This is a genomic window from Rhodococcus sp. 66b, assembly GCF_002076325.1.
In the GTDB taxonomy this organism is placed as follows: domain Bacteria; phylum Actinomycetota; class Actinomycetes; order Mycobacteriales; family Mycobacteriaceae; genus Rhodococcus_F; species Rhodococcus_F erythropolis.
In genome coordinates this window covers 162,940-178,707 of record NZ_MUZB01000007.1, presented here as the reverse complement: position 1 = coordinate 178,707, position 15,768 = coordinate 162,940, and the positions used below count along the sequence as shown (strand labels likewise).

General features: G+C 64.1%; 18 protein-coding genes. 9 read left to right on the top strand and 9 right to left on the bottom strand.

The features are described 5' to 3' along the window. Positions 1-5 precede the first annotated feature (5 nt). Together B0E55_RS15095 and B0E55_RS15090 are read right to left on the bottom strand one after the other, a co-directional pair. Positions 6-833 (bottom strand): ABC transporter permease, encoded by an 828-nt coding sequence (locus B0E55_RS15095; protein ID WP_003941848.1) that lies wholly within the window; start codon positions 831-833, stop codon positions 6-8. Further along, the gene (locus B0E55_RS15090) at positions 830-1,837 is read right to left on the bottom strand and encodes a daunorubicin resistance protein DrrA family ABC transporter ATP-binding protein (protein ID WP_003941960.1); all 1,008 of its coding nucleotides are present in this window, start codon (positions 1,835-1,837) and stop codon (positions 830-832) included. Before B0E55_RS15090 ends, B0E55_RS15095 begins: the two co-directional genes overlap by 4 nt. Positions 1,838-1,991: 154 nt before the next feature. Here B0E55_RS15090 and B0E55_RS15085 point away from each other — a divergent pair, with 154 nt between their 5' ends. Next, positions 1,992-2,885, top strand: coding sequence for a type IV toxin-antitoxin system AbiEi family antitoxin domain-containing protein (locus B0E55_RS15085; RefSeq protein ID WP_241896074.1), 894 nt, complete (start codon positions 1,992-1,994; stop codon positions 2,883-2,885). Positions 2,886-2,939: 54 nt separating this feature from the next. Here B0E55_RS15085 and menE read toward each other — a convergent pair whose 3' ends face one another. The 5 genes from menE to B0E55_RS15060 are packed head-to-tail and all read right to left on the bottom strand — an operon-like array spanning position 2,940 to position 6,251. Beyond that, positions 2,940-4,079, bottom strand: a complete 1,140-nt coding sequence (menE, locus tag B0E55_RS15080) for an o-succinylbenzoate--CoA ligase (protein WP_020723596.1) — start codon at positions 4,077-4,079, stop codon at positions 2,940-2,942. Then, complete coding sequence (locus tag B0E55_RS15075; protein WP_019744336.1) at positions 4,076-4,378, bottom strand: DUF3349 domain-containing protein; 303 nt, start codon at positions 4,376-4,378, stop codon at positions 4,076-4,078. Before B0E55_RS15075 ends, menE begins: the two co-directional genes overlap by 4 nt. A gap of 4 nt (positions 4,379-4,382) precedes the next feature. Beyond that, positions 4,383-4,718, bottom strand: coding sequence for a DUF3349 domain-containing protein (locus tag B0E55_RS15070; RefSeq protein WP_019744335.1), 336 nt, complete (start codon positions 4,716-4,718; stop codon positions 4,383-4,385). Between the two features lie 54 nt (positions 4,719-4,772). Continuing rightward, positions 4,773-5,036: a membrane protein gene (locus tag B0E55_RS15065; RefSeq protein ID WP_019744334.1), complete on the bottom strand. Its 264-nt coding sequence runs from the start codon at positions 5,034-5,036 to the stop codon at positions 4,773-4,775. A 15-nt stretch (positions 5,037-5,051) separates the two neighbouring features. Further along, positions 5,052-6,251, bottom strand: coding sequence for an inorganic phosphate transporter (locus B0E55_RS15060; RefSeq protein WP_019744333.1), 1,200 nt, complete (start codon positions 6,249-6,251; stop codon positions 5,052-5,054). Positions 6,252-6,535: 284 nt separating this feature from the next. On the opposite strand from B0E55_RS15060, the gene B0E55_RS15055 reads away from it, so the two are divergent. Genes B0E55_RS15055 through B0E55_RS15035 form a run of 5 tightly spaced genes read left to right on the top strand, consistent with a single transcriptional unit; the run spans position 6,536 to position 12,132 of the window. After that, complete coding sequence (locus B0E55_RS15055) at positions 6,536-7,960, top strand: ABC transporter substrate-binding protein (protein WP_021343451.1); 1,425 nt, start codon at positions 6,536-6,538, stop codon at positions 7,958-7,960. Positions 7,961-8,020: 60 nt separating this feature from the next. Further along, positions 8,021-10,279, top strand: a complete 2,259-nt coding sequence (locus B0E55_RS15050; RefSeq protein WP_019744331.1) for an ABC transporter permease — start codon at positions 8,021-8,023, stop codon at positions 10,277-10,279. Then, positions 10,272-11,015, top strand: a complete 744-nt coding sequence (locus B0E55_RS15045) for an ABC transporter ATP-binding protein (RefSeq protein WP_020968954.1) — start codon at positions 10,272-10,274, stop codon at positions 11,013-11,015. Before B0E55_RS15050 ends, B0E55_RS15045 begins: the two co-directional genes overlap by 8 nt. After that, on the top strand, positions 11,012-11,770 hold the full coding sequence (locus B0E55_RS15040) for an ABC transporter ATP-binding protein (RefSeq protein ID WP_019744330.1): 759 nt from the start codon (positions 11,012-11,014) through the stop codon (positions 11,768-11,770). The genes B0E55_RS15045 and B0E55_RS15040 overlap by 4 nt, the downstream gene beginning before the upstream one ends. Positions 11,771-11,772: 2 nt before the next feature. Then, entirely contained in the window at positions 11,773-12,132 is a 360-nt protein-coding gene (locus B0E55_RS15035; RefSeq protein WP_003942018.1) for a hypothetical protein, read from the top strand. A gap of 81 nt (positions 12,133-12,213) precedes the next feature. Here B0E55_RS15035 and B0E55_RS15030 read toward each other — a convergent pair whose 3' ends face one another. Both B0E55_RS15030 and B0E55_RS15025 read right to left on the bottom strand, forming a co-directional pair. Continuing rightward, positions 12,214-12,603, bottom strand: coding sequence for a VOC family protein (locus tag B0E55_RS15030; protein ID WP_019744328.1), 390 nt, complete (start codon positions 12,601-12,603; stop codon positions 12,214-12,216). Between the two features lie 28 nt (positions 12,604-12,631). Continuing rightward, a complete protein-coding gene (locus B0E55_RS15025) occupies positions 12,632-13,525 on the bottom strand; it encodes a 1,4-dihydroxy-2-naphthoyl-CoA synthase (protein WP_024487301.1) in 894 nt (297 codons plus the stop codon). Positions 13,526-13,608: 83 nt separating this feature from the next. On the opposite strand from B0E55_RS15025, the gene B0E55_RS15020 reads away from it, so the two are divergent. From B0E55_RS15020 to B0E55_RS15010, 3 genes are read left to right on the top strand one after another with little or no spacing between them, the layout of a single operon-like run. Continuing rightward, complete coding sequence (locus B0E55_RS15020; RefSeq protein WP_024487302.1) at positions 13,609-14,253, top strand: PaaI family thioesterase; 645 nt, start codon at positions 13,609-13,611, stop codon at positions 14,251-14,253. Between the two features lies 1 nt (position 14,254). Continuing rightward, positions 14,255-15,250, top strand: a complete 996-nt coding sequence (locus B0E55_RS15015) for an o-succinylbenzoate synthase (protein ID WP_080909968.1) — start codon at positions 14,255-14,257, stop codon at positions 15,248-15,250. Between the two features lie 48 nt (positions 15,251-15,298). After that, positions 15,299-15,745 carry a DUF6918 family protein gene (locus B0E55_RS15010; protein ID WP_003941973.1) on the top strand — a complete coding sequence of 149 codons (447 nt, stop codon included), beginning with the start codon at positions 15,299-15,301 and terminating at the stop codon, positions 15,743-15,745. Positions 15,746-15,768: the final 23 nt, after the last annotated feature.

The following is a 15,768-nucleotide window of genomic DNA, read 5'->3' as shown; positions in this document are numbered from 1 at the left end:
GGGACTTATGTCTTGCGCATGTACATCCGCACGGTCAGGGGCGCCATGACGGCAACGATCACCGCGGCGCCGACCAACGACCACACGACGTGGATACCGAAGTGACCGTCGTTGGCCAGCTCGCGAACCGCGGTCACCAAGTGTGAGACCGGATTGACGTTCACGAACTTCTGAAGCCAACTCGGCATGGTGGCAGGATCGACGAACGCATTCGACAGGAACGTCAGCGGGAACAGCACGAGCATCGAAACACCCTGCACCGTAGACGCTTTGTTCATCAGCACGCCCATGAGGGCGAAGATCCAGCTGATGGAGAACGCGCACACCATGACCAGGATCGCGGCAGACAGAATGCCGACCACGCCGCCTGCGGGGCGGTATCCCATCGCGAAACCGACGATGAACGTGATGGTCGTGGCGATGCCGTAGCGCACGACGTCGGCGAGCAATGCGCCGGACAGCGGGGCGATACGAGCGATGGGAAGGGATTTGAAGCGGTCGAACACGCCCTTGTCCATGTCCTCACGAAGCTGAGTGCCCGTGACGATGGAACCGGTGATGACGGTCTGGACGAGGATGCCGGGGATGATCGTCGGCAGATATGCCGTCACGTCACCGGCGATCGCGCCGCCGAAGATGTACGTGAACATCAACGTGAAGATGATCGGCTGGATGACGACGTCGAACAGTTGCTCGGGGTTGTGCTTGATCTTGAGAATTCCGCGGTACGCCATCGTGAACGTGTTCGCGAAGCTCTGCTGCAGGCTGATGCGGCGGGGTGCGGCGTCCGGCTGGGCTATCGGCGACCGGGGTTTGGTGAGGGTGGTTGTCATGCGACGCTCCGATCGGAGTCGTTGTCGGACTGGGCGTCGTTGCGTCCACCGTCTTCGGGCTGGTGCCCGGTAATGGTCAGGAACACTTCGTCCAGGCTGGGTTTCTGTACGTTGATCTCGTCGACGGCAATTCCTTGCTCACGCAGACGGATCAACAGGTCCGCTGTGATCGACGGGTCGCTGAGCGGTGCGGTGATCCGACCGACTTCGGGGGTGACTCCCACCTCGACGCTGAGCGCAGCCGCAATGAGCGAGCGAGCTTCCTCGGTTCGGTCACGGTCGACCAACTTGAGCTGGAGGGAGGAGATCCCTACCGAAGCCTTGAGTTCGTCGGCGGTGCCGTTGGCGATCACGCGACCGCGGTCGATCACCGCGATGCGATCGGCCAACTGATCGGCCTCGTCGAGGTACTGCGTGGTGAGCAACACCGTCGAGCCCTCGGCGACGAGTCGCCGAATGGTCACCCACATCTGGGCGCGGGTGCGCGGATCCAGGCCGGTGGTGGGTTCGTCGAGGAACAGCAGCGGCGGGCGGGCGATCAGGCTGGCCGCCAGATCCAGGCGCCGACGCATACCGCCGGAGAAGTTCTTCAGCGGTTTGGTTGCGGCCTCGACCAGGTCGAACTCCTCGAGGAGTTCGAGGGACTTGGTGCGCGCATCGCGGCGGCTCAGGCCGAGCAACCGGGAGAAGATCACGAGGTTCTCGGTCGCGGTCAGATCCTCGTCGACGGAGGCGTACTGCCCGGTGACGCCGATCAGGGAGCGGACCGCGGTGGGTTCACGGCTGACGTCGTGACCGAAGATGCGCGCCTCACCGCCGTCGGGGCGAAGGAGGGTGGCGAGCATGCGGACAGTGGTGGTCTTGCCGGCGCCGTTCGGCCCGAGGACGCCGAACACCGAGCCGGTGGGGACGGTGAGGCTGACGCCGTCGACCGCGCGGTGCTCGCCGAACTTCTTGACGAGTCCGTCGGCCTCGATGGCAAGAGGCGAAGCTGTGTGGTTCATGGGATGAAGCTTGGCAGATCGATCTTGCATGGACCTTGCGTGGAACTTGCGGTTACTTGCACAGCGCGCGAGGTCGGTGCTCCACAACCGGCGAACAATCCCCAGACGGATCTTGCTTGTCGGTGTGCGGGCGCGGCGGCATCACGCTCGCTGCATGGAGATTCTCACGCGGGCACAGGCTCACCGCGACGGCACCAGCGACGCGCAGTTGCAGCGAGCGGTCAGGCGCGGTGAGCTGCACCGAATCGCAGCGGGGATCTACATGCGCGCCGATCACTTCCGCGAACTCGATGCGAGAGCACGCCACCGCTGCGCTGTCATGGTAGCCGCCGAAAGCTGTGGACCAGGCGCAATCGTGAGCCACGCTTCGGCAGCGGTCATGCACGGATTGGATTGCGGCGGATTGCGATTGGGCACCGTGCACATGACGCGTAACCGGTGCTCGGGTGGGCGGAAGAGTCAAACCTTGCATCTTCATCCGGCAGTGGTCCCAGCCGAGGAGGTCGTGCTGATCGACGGCGTCGCAACCACGTCGCTTGCGCGAATGTTCGTCGACCTCGCACGGACGACGCCGTTCGAGACCGCCGTGGTGATCGGTGATTGCGCCCTGCGACGTGGGATGAGGCGTGAGAACGTCGACGCTTCGCTCGATCATGCGCGCGGACGGCTGGGGATGAGTCGCGCTCGAGTGGCGGCGACGTTCATCGAACCAGGTGCCGAGAGTCCGGGGGAGTCCATCAGCCGGGTACGCATGCGCGACGACGGTTGGCCGATGCCGACGCTGCAGCACGAGATCCGTCACGGTGGCAGGTTCATCGGACGAGTCGACTTCTTCTGGAAAGAGCACGGTGTGGTGGGCGAGTTCGACGGGATGGTCAAGTACCGCGGCGACAATCCGGGTAGGGCGGTAGAGCGCGAGAAACTGCGGGAGGACGCGATCCGGGACGCGGGGTTCGAGGTGTTCCGGTGGGTATGGGCGGATCTTCGCGACTTCGAACGCGTCCGCGAAAGGTTCGAGCGGACTTGCCTCCGCGGAGCCGCGCGCTGATTGTGCAGCCGCGGCGCTGATCAGGCCTGCGGCTGAACAATCGGGCTGCGGCTGCTAGCTGAACCGAGCCACCAGGGCGGCGCGGTCGAGCTTGCCCGGCCCCCGGAGCGGCAGTGCGTCCACGACGAACAGCTCGCGCGGCGCCGCGGTCACGTCGAGTGTCCGCTGAGCATGTGTGCGTAGTTCGTCGAGCGTCGGAGCTTTGCCCTCGGGTACGACCACGGCCACCACCCGCTGCCCCAGCCGCTGGTCCTCGACGCCGATCACCGCGCACTCGCGAACGGCGGGGTGATCGGCCAGCGCGGCCTCGACCACCTGCGGTACGACGGTCAGCCCGCCGGTGGAGATTGCCTCGTCCAACCGGCCGCTGATGCGCAGGACTCCGTCGACCACCGCTCCGGCGTCGTCGGTCCGGAACCAACCGGGTTCGGCGAAAGCGGGGTGGTCGGGAAGCCCGCGGTACCCGGACGCGAGCATCGGTCCGCCCAGCAGTACTCGCCCGTCGTCGATACGAATCTGCGCTCCGGACAACGGGATTCCGTCGTAGACGCAACCGCCGGAGGTTTCACTCATCCCGTAGGTGCGGACGACGGTGATGCCCGCTTCGGTGGCCTGCGCGAGTACCGGCGCGGGAGTCGCAGCGCCGCCGAGCAGAACCGCGTCGAGTGACGCCAGCGCCTCGACCGCGGCGCGATCACCGAGCGCCTTGACCAACTGCGTCGGCACCAAGGAGGTGTAGCGGCGCGGTCCGCTCATCGCGGCGACGGCGCCCGGAAGCGCTGCCGGGTCGAAACCCGCACTGACGTCGACGATCACCGGTTGCGTTCCGGCGAGAACACTGCGCAGCAGAACCTGCATACCGGCGATGTGGTGCGGAGGGAGAACGAGCAACCAGGATCCTGTGCCGCCGAGGCGTTCGTGGGTCGCGTCGCCGCTGGCACGCAGGGCATCAGCACCGAGCATCGCGCCCTTCGGCGTTCCCGTGGTTCCCGACGTGGCGACTACCAGCGAGACGCCGTCGTCGATGGGCTGATCGGGGTGCAGAGCGTCGCTCAGTCGGGCCGTCTCGCGTGCGTCGGCAGCCGGGACGGGGAGTACGGCGTCGTGCTCGCCGCCCAGGATCTGCGCGACGGCAGGTAATACCTCGAAAGCCGCCTCGCCCTGCGGAACCGCGAGTGTGCGAAGAACGTTCACCGGATGTCCGGCCCGGCAAGGGGCCAACCGCCGTCAGCCAGATGGCTTCGCACGCGGTCGACGTCGGTTTCGAGAGGCATCTCGTTGGTGATCTTCGTGATGAGGACCTGGATGTCGGTCTTCTCGATGGGCAGATCGCCGTCCTCGATCAACGCGTCGGCGACGGCGTCGACCTCGGCCTCGGAGAGTCTGCGAGTGAGGAGTGCGAAGAGCGGGATGTAGTCCTGTTCGGGGACGCCATTGGGATAGCCGGCCCGCAACCAGCCGACTATCGACGTGAGGAAGGGCGGAAGAGCCATGACGTCAGCTCACATCTCGAACTTCGTTGTCGGCGTCCACGTCTTCGATAACCGGCCACCCACCTGCGCGCAGTCTTTCGGTGACACGATCGACGTCGTCCTCGGACGGCTCCTCGTTGAGGATCCCCTCGATGATGGCGCGAATCGTGTCGTAGTCGACGTGGCGGTCCGGTACCTCGTGCGCGGACTCGATGGACATCGAAACGACCTGCTCGATCTCCTCGTCGGTCAGACGTCGACGGAGAACCGCGAGCAGGGCGAAATGATCCTTGTCCGGGATGCCCTCGGGGTACCCGGCGCGTAGCCAGTCGAGCACGCTGCGCAATGAATACTTGCTCAAATCCTCGGCCTCATTTTCGTTTCGGTGGTTTCAGTGGTGTGCCGCGACGACCACTCAGAAGACGTGGATTCCGAACGTGCTGGCCAAGAAGTTCTTCATCAACAACAGAATTCCGGCGAAGATCGTGACGAGCACGATCGCAAAACAGAGGTACGCACCCATTTTACCCAGGGTGGTCGGTCCTTCGGTGCCGTCGGGATTCGGCAGGCTCAGCGACTTGAGGCCGAATGCGAAGATCGCCGGCAGTCCCGCTCCGAAGAGCAGTCCTACTGCCACTACCTGCCAGAGCGAATCGAGGGTATCGGTGAGTAGATGCATTCTCTTGCGCCCCTTTCAGGAGTTGCGGGTGGCTTCGGTGGACGGAGTAGGTTCGGCTGCCGGGATCTCGGCAATTGCCGCATCTGAATTCTCGTCCCATTCGGCGGTGACGTTCGCCGCGTCCACGGGTTCCTTACGCGAGCGTATGTACATGAAGATCGCGAAGGCGATGAGCGCGGCGAAGACGACGAGCACGCCGGCGAGTCCGCCGACCAGATGTGCAAGAGCCCAGCAGATAGCTCCGACGACGGCAGCCGACGGCAATGTGATCAGCCAGGCTGCGGCCATCCGGCCGGCGACACCCCAACGGACCTCGGCGCCCTTGCGACCGATACCCGTACCGAGGATCGAGCCGGTGGCGACGTGGGTGGTCGAGAGGGGGAGTCCCAGGTGGCTCGACGTGAGGATGATGGCTGCGGACGACGCTTCGGCTGCCAGACCCTGCGGCGCGGCAATCTCGACAAGACCCTTGCCCAGGGTGCGGATGATGCGCCAACCACCGAGGTAGGTGCCGAGGGCGATCGCGACGGCACAGGTGAACTTCACCCAGAACGGCATCTCGGTCTCGGCGGTGATGGTGCCGTGAGCGACCAGGGCCAAAAAGATGACGCCCATCGTCTTCTGGGCGTCGTTGGTGCCGTGTGCAAGTGAGATCAGGGAGGCGGTGCCGATCTGGCCGAAACGGAAACCGCGCTCGCGCTCGTCTTCCTTGACGGATGCGGTGATGCGGTACACGAGCTTGGTGCCGACGCCCGCGACCAGAGCAGCGACGACCGGCGCGAGGATCGCGGGGACGACGACCTTGGTCAGCACTCCGCCCCACTCGACTCCGCCCATACCGATGGAGGCGATCGCGGCGCCGATCAATCCGCCGAACAGCGCGTGCGAGGAGCTCGACGGCAATCCGAGAAGCCAGGTCGCCAGGTTCCAGATGATTCCGCCGACAAGACCGGCGAACACGATCAGCAGCAGATCCTGCCCACTGACCGCGCCGAGGTTGACGACACCTTTGGCTACCGTCGCGGCGACCTCGACGGACAGGAACGCACCGACCAGGTTCAGGATCGCGGAAAGTGTGACCGCAACTTTGGGCTTGAGTGCACCGGTCGCGATGGAGGTGGCCATTGCGTTACCCGTGTCGTGAAAACCATTCGTGAAATCGAACGCGAGGGCGGTGACAACTACCACCAGGAGGATTACGAGCTCTGCGGTCACAACGTGAATTGTGCGTATCGAACGCGTAAAAGTACAGCGAACGGGATGCGAACAGGGCCTCCGTGGAGTACGTCCCCGCGCGTGGGCTGCGGCGCTGCCGTTCGCGATGTGTTCAGCGCCACGAAATCCGAACCCTGTGTGGGACCTCACTTTTTGGTCTCACTCACCGGGAAGGCACATTCGGACCGTTTTAAACGCTGATTACCTACGGGCACCGAGCGCACCGGAACAGGGGTTTCACCTCTGTATCTCGGTGTCTGTCAGTGAGAAGGAGAGCTCCGACCGTGAAGCCCAACAAGTCCACGAAGCTGATCGTGGCACTCGCAGCGACCGCCGTTCTGGCATCAGCCTGCGCATCGAATCGTGGTGACGATCCCTACGCCGTCGCTGTCGGCGGATCAGGCGTCAGCGCCGATCTTGCGTCGAGCACATCCGACGCGAAGTTCGGCACCCTCGATTCGCCGTGTGGCGAAGGCGATGCCACCGGCGCAACCGATCAAGGCGTCAGCGACACCGAGATCAAGATCGGGTTCGGTGACGACCGCGGGTACGTGAAGTCTCCCGGGCTGAACAAGGAAATGAGCGATGCGGTGAACGCGCTCATCTCGTGGTGCAACGATCAAGGCGGTATCAACGGCCGCAAGGTCGTCGGTACCGACTACGACGCCGCGATGACGCAGGCCAACTCGGTCATGCAGGAAGCGTGCGCGAGTCAGTTCATGATGGTCGGCTACGGCTTCGCGATGGATCAGACCGCGGAGCAGACGCGTGTCGCGTGCAACCTGGTGTCCGTGCCAGGCTTCACCGTCTCGCCGGACGCCGCGAACGGACCCATGACGTTCCAGGGAGTTCCGTTCCCCGTCGACTACGCGAACGGTTCGCAGTGGTTCCAGATGGCCGAGATGCATCCCGATCTGGTGAACGACTTCGACGTCGTCAACAGCACGATGCCCACGATCATCAGCTCCACCACGAAGATTCGTTCGATCGCCGAGGCAGCGGGCTTCAAGCTCAAGGATTGCGGCGTCACACTCAACTACGAGGGCGAATCGAGCTACGTGCCGTTTGCCGAGAAGTACAAGGAGTGCGGTGCGAAGGGTATCTGGACGTCACGATCGGCAAGCCCGTCGGAGCTGAACTTCGTGAAGGCCCTCGACCAGGTCGGGATCGATCCCATCTTCTTCGGTGAAGCCACCTGGTACGGCGCGACCGTCTCCGATTGGAACAAGGACACCGGACTGCTCGACAACCTCAACGCGGGCATGACCTTCCAGATGCTCGAGAACGCGGACAAGGTGCCCGCAGTGAAGAAGTACGTGGATCTGGTTTCCGAGCAGGGTGGCAAGACTGCGCTTCTCGGTATGCAGGCGGCGTCGTCGTTCCTGCTGTGGGCGGCCGCCGCGGACGAGTGCGGCAGCGATCTGACGCGTCAGTGCATGGTCGACGAACTCTCGAACATTCACGAGTGGGACGGCGGCGGATTGCATGCCGCCACCGATCCTGGCAAGAACATGCCGGCCACCTGCGGACTCATGACCTCGCTGAAGGGCAGTACCTACTCGCAGGCCTTCCCGTCCACCGCGGGCGAATTCAAGTGCGACCCCAAGTACCTCGTCGCGACCGACAAGAGCACCTGGGGAACCGAGCTCGGCGCTGACCGCGTTTCGACGAAGTACCAGAACGCCAACGTCATCAAGCCGCAGTCCTGATTCTTCCGACTCGGGCGGCGAGCGCCAACCGCCGCCCGAGTCCCTAACGAGGGTTCAGCCATGAACACTTTTGTCACTTTCACGATCCTGGGCCTGGTCCTGGGGTCGGTGTACGCGATCGCTGCCTCCGGGCTGGTGCTCACGTACAACACGTCAGGCATCTTCAACTTCGCGCACGGTGCACAGGCAATGCTCGGTGCGTTCATCTACTGGCAGTTGCGCTACGGCTGGGAACTTCCCACGGTTGTCGCCTTGCTGATCTCGTTGGTCCTGGTCGGTCCGCTGATGGGTCTCGGCCTCTACGTCCTGATCATGAAGGGGCTACGCGATACCGCCGAGGTCACCAAAATCGTTGTGACGGTATCGATCCTGCTCGGAATGCTCTCGATCTCGCACTGGTTCTGGCATCCCGAGACCGCCCGAACGATGCAGATGTTCTTCGGTGACCAGTCCAAGATCACGGTGTTCGGCGCGAGCATCCGCTACCACGAGCTGATCTGCATCCTCGTCGCGATCGCGATCGCCGTCGGCCTGCGTATTCTTTTCACGCGCACCCGTGCCGGTGTTGCGATGCGCGGTGTCGTCGACGATCCGGAACTACTGCGCCTCAACGGCCACAATCCGGAGCGTCTCGCGGCACTGTCCTGGGCGATGGGTTCGACGCTCGCAGTCCTGGCCGGCATCCTGATCACCCCGATCAGTGGCGGCACACTCGAGGCGAACATGTTGACGCTCTTGGTGATCGACGCGTTTGCCGCGGCCATGTTCGGTCGGTTGCGCAGCATCCCACGCACGTTCGTCGGCGCCGTGGTTCTCGGGCTTGCCGGTACGTACGTATTGGCGTACTTTCCGACCAGTTGGAGTTGGACGTCGAATTTCCGTGTCTCCCTACCGATGATCGCGCTGTTCGTCGTACTCATCGTCCTACCTCAGGACCGCCTGCGCGGCGCGGTCACTCGTACTCGTGAGCGGTACCACGTTCCGAGCGTGCGCAAGGCCGTCGTCTGGGGCGTGGCACTGATCGTCATCGTGTACCTGATCCGTCTGCTGATGGTGACGTCGGCGGTCACGACACTGACCATCGGAATGACTTTCGCGATCATCGCACTCTCGCTCACACTCCTCACCGGCTACGCGGGTGAATTGAACTTGGCGCCGGTATCTTTCGGCGCTATCGCGACCATCGTGGCCTTCCACTTCGGGATCTCAGGTTCCGGGTTGGCTGCGCACCTCAACCTGTGGGGCATCGTCGTCGGAGTCCTCGTCACCGCAGTGATCGGTGGCCTCGTCGCCCTGCCGGCGCTGCGGCTCAGAGGGCTGTATCTCGCGCTTGCGACCATGGCATTCGGAGTGTTCCTCTCCAACATGGTCCTTCGCGACACCACCGAACACGAGATGTTCGGCATGAAGTATTCGCTGTTCAAAGACGGCAACATCGCCCTCCCGCCGCTGAAGATCGGCCCGCTCGATCTGAGCAACGAAACGGTGTTCCTGATGACCGTGACCGCGCTGTTCTCGGTACTCGGCGTCGGCGTCATCGCGTTGCGTAACAGCGGCTACGGGCGCCGTCTCGCTGCGATGAAGGACAGCCCGGCCGGTTCGGCCATGCTCGGCCAGAGCCTGGTTCGGCTCAAGCTGAGCGTCTTCATGATCTCTTCAGGGATCGCCGGTCTCGGCGGCATTCTGATGTCGAGCGCGATGGGTTCCGTCTCGGGCGAGAGCTTTGCCATCATGGTCAGCCTCTCGCTGCTCATGCTGACCGTCGTCGCGGGCATCGGATACGTCACCGGCGCGCTGTTCGGTGGACTCATGGCCGGAATCGGCTTTGCCGTCATCATGGTCTCGTTCACCAATCTGGCTTCGGCGCAACCGGAGTTGGAGGGAATGTGGCTGCTGCTGGGCAACATCGCGGCCGTCAGCCCGGCCCTGATCGGCATCGGTGTCGGCGCGAACCCCAGTGGCACCGTGCACAGCGTGATCGAGGGCTACCGTCGGCTCACCGATGCCAGGCCGGTTCTGATCGGCGGCGCCGCAGTCGTTCTGCTGACCTACGTCCTTGCTCTGACCGGCGTACTCGGCAACTGGTGGTTCGCATCCATCACGATCGCGGTGGTGTTCATGCTGCCCGTGATCGGCGAGATGGTCATGCCCCGTGCGGTTCTCACTCCGGAAGAATTGGCAGCCAAGGCGACAGTCGTTCCCGAAGACGTCGGGATCGACGTCCCGTACAGCCCCGAGATCCGTGACGAGATCGACCGCGAACTGGGGATTCCTCAGTACCAGGGCGGCTCGCCGAAGGAGTTGACCGCCCATGTCTGATGCACCTCTTCTCGAAACACGCGGTGTGAGCGTTCGTTTCGGTGGGCACGTCGCGGTCAAGGACGTTTCGCTCACCGTGCAACCCGGAACCGTGACGGGACTGATCGGACCGAATGGTGCGGGCAAGACGACGCTCTTCAACACCATCACCGGGCTGCAGAAACCCACGTCCGGTCAGGTGTTCCTCGGCGGCGTCGACGTGACGAAGCTGCCGCCGCACAAGCGGGCAGGTCGCGGGCTTGCGCGTACCTTCCAGCGGCTCGAACTGTTCGTCTCGCTGTCGGTGCGTGACAACCTGCGTGTCGCGGGAGACATCCACAAGGCGAACGGCCGCAACAAGATCGACGTGGACAGCGAGACGGATCGTCTGCTGGAGCTGACCGGGCTGACGGATGTCGCGGACAAGGACGTCGCGGACATCCCCACCGGACGCGCCCGCGTCGTCGAAGTTGCACGGGCGCTCATGACCGACCCGCGAGTGCTGCTGCTCGACGAACCGGCCTCGGGCCAGACCGAGCAGGAAACCGAGGTCTTTGCCGAGATGCTCACCGAGCTGGCGGCGGGTGGACTCGGAATCTGTCTGGTGGAGCACGACATTCCGCTGGTGATGAAGGTGTGCTCGACCATTCACGTGCTCGACTACGGCGCAGTCCTCGCCTCGGGTGATCCGGAGAAGATCCGGACGGATCCGGAAGTGATCGCGGCCTACATCGGGACCGAGGAGGAGGCGGTATGACTTCAGCGAAAATTGGCGAGGCGAAAATCGACGAGGGCATACGCAGCCCCGACCGCGCCGAACCGTTGCTCGAACTGTCCGGTGTCCGTGCCGGTTACGGATCCATCGAGGTTCTGCACGGGGTGGATCTGGTACTCGAACCGGGCGCAGTGGTGGCGCTGCTCGGACCCAACGGTGGTGGCAAGACGTCGACGCTCAAGATCTGCTCAGGCGTCCTGCCGGTCACCCGCGGCGAGTTCCGGCTCGCGGGCCAGGTCGTGAACGGCGTCGAGCCTTCGGAGTTGGCGAGGCTGGGCGTCTGCTCCATCCCCGAGGGACGCGGGATCTTCGCAAACCTGACCGTGCGCGAAAATCTGTGGATCGCCACGGGAACGGGCGTCGGGTTGGCCGAACTCGAAGAGGTTGCGTACAGCAGGTTCCCGATCCTGGGGGAGCGGCGCGGGCAGTTGGCCGGATCGATGTCCGGCGGCGAGCAGCAGATGCTGGCGCTGTCACGGGCGCTCGGCACTCACCCGACGGTGCTCCTGCTCGACGAGCTGTCGATGGGTCTCGCACCGCGAATCGTCTCGCAGATGTACGACGTCGTCGGCTCGCTTGCAGCCGAAGGCATTTCCATTCTCGTCGCCGAGCAGTTCGCACGAGCGGTGCTGCCCATCGCGACCTCGGCCGCACTGATGTTGCAGGGACGCGTCGTGAAGACCGGCGATCCCCTCGACATCGAAAACGAACTTTCTACCAGTTATCTAGGAGGATGACGATGACTACTCTCGCCGAAGATCGCCGTGAGGAATTCAAGAAGAACATCGCAGAGTTGAAGCTGGACAAGAAGCAGGCAGGCGGCGACGCGGCGACGCGCATCGCCGGCCTGGTGCTCATGGTCGTCGGAGTCGTCGGCGCCTTCGTCGTCTACATCTCTTCGCTGACGCTCTCGGACCTGCGGGATCTGGTGTCGTACCAGATCCTCACCGTGGTTTTCCTCGCCCTGACAGTGGTCGGTGCCGCACTCTTCCTGGCCGCATCGGTGGCAAAGGTGCTGCGGCTGTGGTTGGTTCGCCAACTGCTCGAGGGTCAGGCCCAGACAGATCAGATCTCTCAGGCGCTGAGCACGCGCAACTGATCTCTGCGAAGAACCGACAGATGCCCGCTACGGAAGTTCGTGGCGGGCATCTGTCATTGCTCGGCTACAGCGGTGTCTCGACTACGCGGACGGTGGCCGGGAATCGCGTCGGATGGGATGGTCCTCCGGGATCTGCACCATCACGATCGGTGTCCCGTCCGGGTCGGCGATCCACATCTCGTGCAGGCCCCACGGTTCTTGCCTGGCCTCGCGGGCGATCTTGACTCCGGCGAGAACCAGTTCGGTCTGAGCGGCAGTGAGGTCACGGACCTGCAGCCAGATCGCGCCGCGAAAGCCACCTTCGCCGGTGCCGCCGTGCGCTGCGACTTCGATCAGCCCTTGGCCGGCGAAGAAGACTGTGCCGCCGGGATATTCACGAGCGATCGCCAGACCGAGGGTGTCTCGGTAGAAGCTCAGCGTTCGTTCGTACTCGCTCGGGCGCAATATCGTACGGCTACTCAGAATCTCCACGTCCGACCTCCCTCTCGCACCTACTGTCTCAGAAGTACCAGGGATATGGTGACCAATCGGGATCACGCTTTTCGAGGAACGAGTCGCGACCCTCGACGGCCTCGTCGGTCATGTACGCCAAACGTGTTGCCTCACCGGCGAACAGCTGCTGGCCGACCAACCCGTCGTCCTGCAGGTTGAACGCGTACTTGAGCATCCGCTGTGCCTGCGGCGACTTGCCGTTGATCTTGCCGGCCCAGTCGATCGCGACGTTTTCGAGTTCCGCGTGGTCGACAACCTTGTTGACCGCGCCCATCTGATGCATTTCCTCGGCGGTGTACGTCTCACCCAGGAAGAAGATCTCGCGAGCGAACTTCTGGCCCACCATCTTTGCCAGATAGGCGCTGCCGTAGCCGCCGTCGAAGCTTCCGACGTCGGCGTCGGTCTGCTTGAACCGTGCGTGCTCGCGGCTGGCGAGCGTCAGGTCGCACACCACGTGCAGGCTGTGACCGCCGCCCGCAGCCCAACCGTTGACCAGGCAGATCACGACCTTCGGCATGAAGCGGATCAGGCGCTGGACCTCGAGGATGTGAAGGCGTCCGGCGCGTGCTTTGTCGACGGTGTCCGCCGTTTCACCTTCGGCGTACTGGTAGCCACTGCGGCCACGGATGCGCTGGTCTCCGCCCGAGCAGAACGCCCAGCCGCCGTCCTTCTCGCTCGGTCCGTTGCCGGTGAGCAGGACCGCTCCCACGTCGGAGGTCATACGGGCGTGATCGAGCGCGCGGTACAACTCGTCGACGGTGTGCGGGCGGAACGCATTACGTACTTCCGGTCGGTCGAAGGCGACGCGAACGGTGCCTTGACTGACGTGCCGGTGGTACGTGATGTCGGTGAGGTTCTCGAATCCGGGAACAGGGCGCCAGAGCTGCGGGTTGAAGGTCACCTCAGTCACGATAGAGGCACGCCTCGCGTGTCTAACGGATGCCTGAGGTAGAACACGTTCCCGGGCGCGCTAACGTGCAGGTCATGAGCGAACAAACCGCAGACGGCACGGAGATCGTCACAGACGGTGAGAAGCGGGGCGGATTTCCACGGTTCCGGCACACTCCTGCAGGTCCGGACTTCGGCCGCTTCGTCGAAGCGATGCGCAGGTTGCAGGACCTTGCCGTCTCGACCAATGTTCCCGACGACGTACTCGCTGACATCGCTACGCAGGCCGAGGAGCTTGCCGATCGGTTGACTCCGTACGAGGTGCCGGAGGGCAAGTCGCCCGCGGGCTCGAACATCCAACTGCCCGGACGCGGCAGCCTCCTCATGCTCCCGTGGATGGTCGAGAAGTTCGACACCGAAGGAGTCCGCAGTACCGGCGTCTTCCGCCGCTACCACCTGGGCGGCAACGGTGCCGCTCACGGCGGCGTCCTGCCCTTGCTGTTCGACGACGTCTTCGGGATGACGGTCCACGCGGGTGGTCGTCCGATTTCCCGGACCGGCTACCTCCACATCAACTACCGTGCGATCACTCCGCTCAACACGCAACTGGTGATCGAAGGGAAGGTGGATCGGGTCGAGGGTCGCAAGACCTTTGTCAGCGCACGCCTGACCGACCTCGACGGCAAGCTCCTCGCCGACGGTGAGGCGCTCATGATCGAACTGCTTCCAGGACAGCCCTGAGATGTTCCCCTCGTTCGACGATCTGATCTCGGACGCCGTGGTGCTCGCGCTGCCGATGCGAGTTCGCTTTCGCGGCATCACGACTCGTGAGGCTCTGCTCGTTCGTGGCCCGGCCGGGTGGGGAGAATTCGCACCGTTCGTCGAGTACGACGACGACGAGGCGTCGCAGTGGTTGCTCGCCGGGATCGAGGCGGCGTGGCTGGGTCCGCCGCCTGCGCTTCGTCACGCCGTTCCCGTCAACGCCACCGTGCCGGCGATCGACGCCTCTGCCGTTCCGCAATTGTTGGAGCGCTTCCCCGGGGCCCGGACCGCCAAGGTCAAGGTCGCCGAGAAGGGGCAGTCGTTGGCGCAGGACGTCGCCCGGGTGAACGAGGTGCGTCGGCACATCCCGAACGTGCGCGTCGACGCCAACGGCGGTTGGAGTGTGGACGAGGCGATCACGGCTTTGCGAGCGATCACCGAAGACGGTGAACTCGAATACGCGGAGCAGCCGTGTGCAAGCGTCGAGGAACTGGTCAGCGTCCGCGCCGCGGGGACCGGTGTGCGGATCGCCGCCGACGAGAGCATTCGCCGTGCCGAGGACCCGTTGCGCGTCGTACGAGCCGGGGGAGCGGACGTAGCCGTCGTGAAGGTGCCCCCGCTGGGCGGAATGCGTGCTGTGGTGGCGCTGTCGGCGCAGCTGGCGGACTACGGGGTGCCGGTGGTGGTCTCGAGTGCGCTGGACACGGCTGTGGGGATGTCCGCGGGACTGGCGGCCGCGGCAGCCTTGCCCAGGCTTCCGTTTGCCTGCGGCCTCGGCACGGGCGGCCTGTTCGTCCGGGATGTCGCGGTCACCGGAGCAGCCGTCGACGGCGCTTTGTCCGTTGGTGCCGTCGAGCCTGATCCGGTTCTGCTCGAGACGCTGGCCGCGCCCGCGGACCGGCGCGACTGGTGGTTGGAGAGGGCCAGGCGCTGCCATCGGATACTCGGCAGTAGAGACCTGCCGAATTTCGTATAGTCTCGGGCGCGACCTGATGAACATCAGTGAAGAATGAAGGGATCGAAAGTGGTTGCAGCTCTGAACGAAACCCTGCTCGAGGAATCACGGGTTCCCGCGGTCGTCGCGGACGTGCAGACCTTGATCGACGCAGAGGTTTCGGATAAGTCGGGGGCCTCAGGGCTGGCTCTCAAGGGTGGCTACGGCGCGGTCAAGAAGGTGAGCCCGTCCATCGTGCCGGACGCCGTCACCGCGCTTCTGCCGGCTTTCGTGGCAAAGCTCGAGCCGTACTGGCAGGAATTCTCGGCTTCCGGTGAAGGCAGCTTCGCCGATTTCATCAGCGCCCGCGGTGACGCGGTTGCCGATTCCCTCCTCGAGGTGACGGACGAGCGTATCGAAGGTAGCGACAAGGCCGTCGTCAAGTCGATGTACTCGAAGCTGCGCGGTTCGGCCAAGAAGCATGTGACTGCAGCTCTGCCGCGTCTGGGCGATGTGATCCAGAAGCACGCTGCATAAGCGAACGTAGACAACGAGCGGCC

What these genes read in the sequence shown, in the direction of transcription:
- B0E55_RS15065 (WP_019744334.1), bottom strand. Translation starts at nt 5,036, where the DNA reads ATGCATCTACTCACCGATACCCTCGATTCGCTCTGGCAGGTAGTGGCA.
- B0E55_RS15050 (WP_019744331.1), top strand. Translation starts at nt 8,021, where the DNA reads ATGAACACTTTTGTCACTTTCACGATCCTGGGCCTGGTCCTGGGGTCG.
- B0E55_RS15095 (WP_003941848.1), bottom strand. Translation starts at nt 833, where the DNA reads ATGACAACCACCCTCACCAAACCCCGGTCGCCGATAGCCCAGCCGGAC.
- B0E55_RS15085 (WP_241896074.1), top strand. Translation starts at nt 1,992, where the DNA reads ATGGAGATTCTCACGCGGGCACAGGCTCACCGCGACGGCACCAGCGAC.
- B0E55_RS15035 (WP_003942018.1), top strand. Translation starts at nt 11,773, where the DNA reads ATGACTACTCTCGCCGAAGATCGCCGTGAGGAATTCAAGAAGAACATC.
- B0E55_RS15015 (WP_080909968.1), top strand. Translation starts at nt 14,255, where the DNA reads ATGTTCCCCTCGTTCGACGATCTGATCTCGGACGCCGTGGTGCTCGCG.
- B0E55_RS15045 (WP_020968954.1), top strand. Translation starts at nt 10,272, where the DNA reads ATGTCTGATGCACCTCTTCTCGAAACACGCGGTGTGAGCGTTCGTTTC.
- B0E55_RS15090 (WP_003941960.1), bottom strand. Translation starts at nt 1,837, where the DNA reads ATGAACCACACAGCTTCGCCTCTTGCCATCGAGGCCGACGGACTCGTC.
- B0E55_RS15020 (WP_024487302.1), top strand. Translation starts at nt 13,609, where the DNA reads ATGAGCGAACAAACCGCAGACGGCACGGAGATCGTCACAGACGGTGAG.
- B0E55_RS15040 (WP_019744330.1), top strand. Translation starts at nt 11,012, where the DNA reads ATGACTTCAGCGAAAATTGGCGAGGCGAAAATCGACGAGGGCATACGC.
- B0E55_RS15075 (WP_019744336.1), bottom strand. Translation starts at nt 4,378, where the DNA reads ATGGCTCTTCCGCCCTTCCTCACGTCGATAGTCGGCTGGTTGCGGGCC.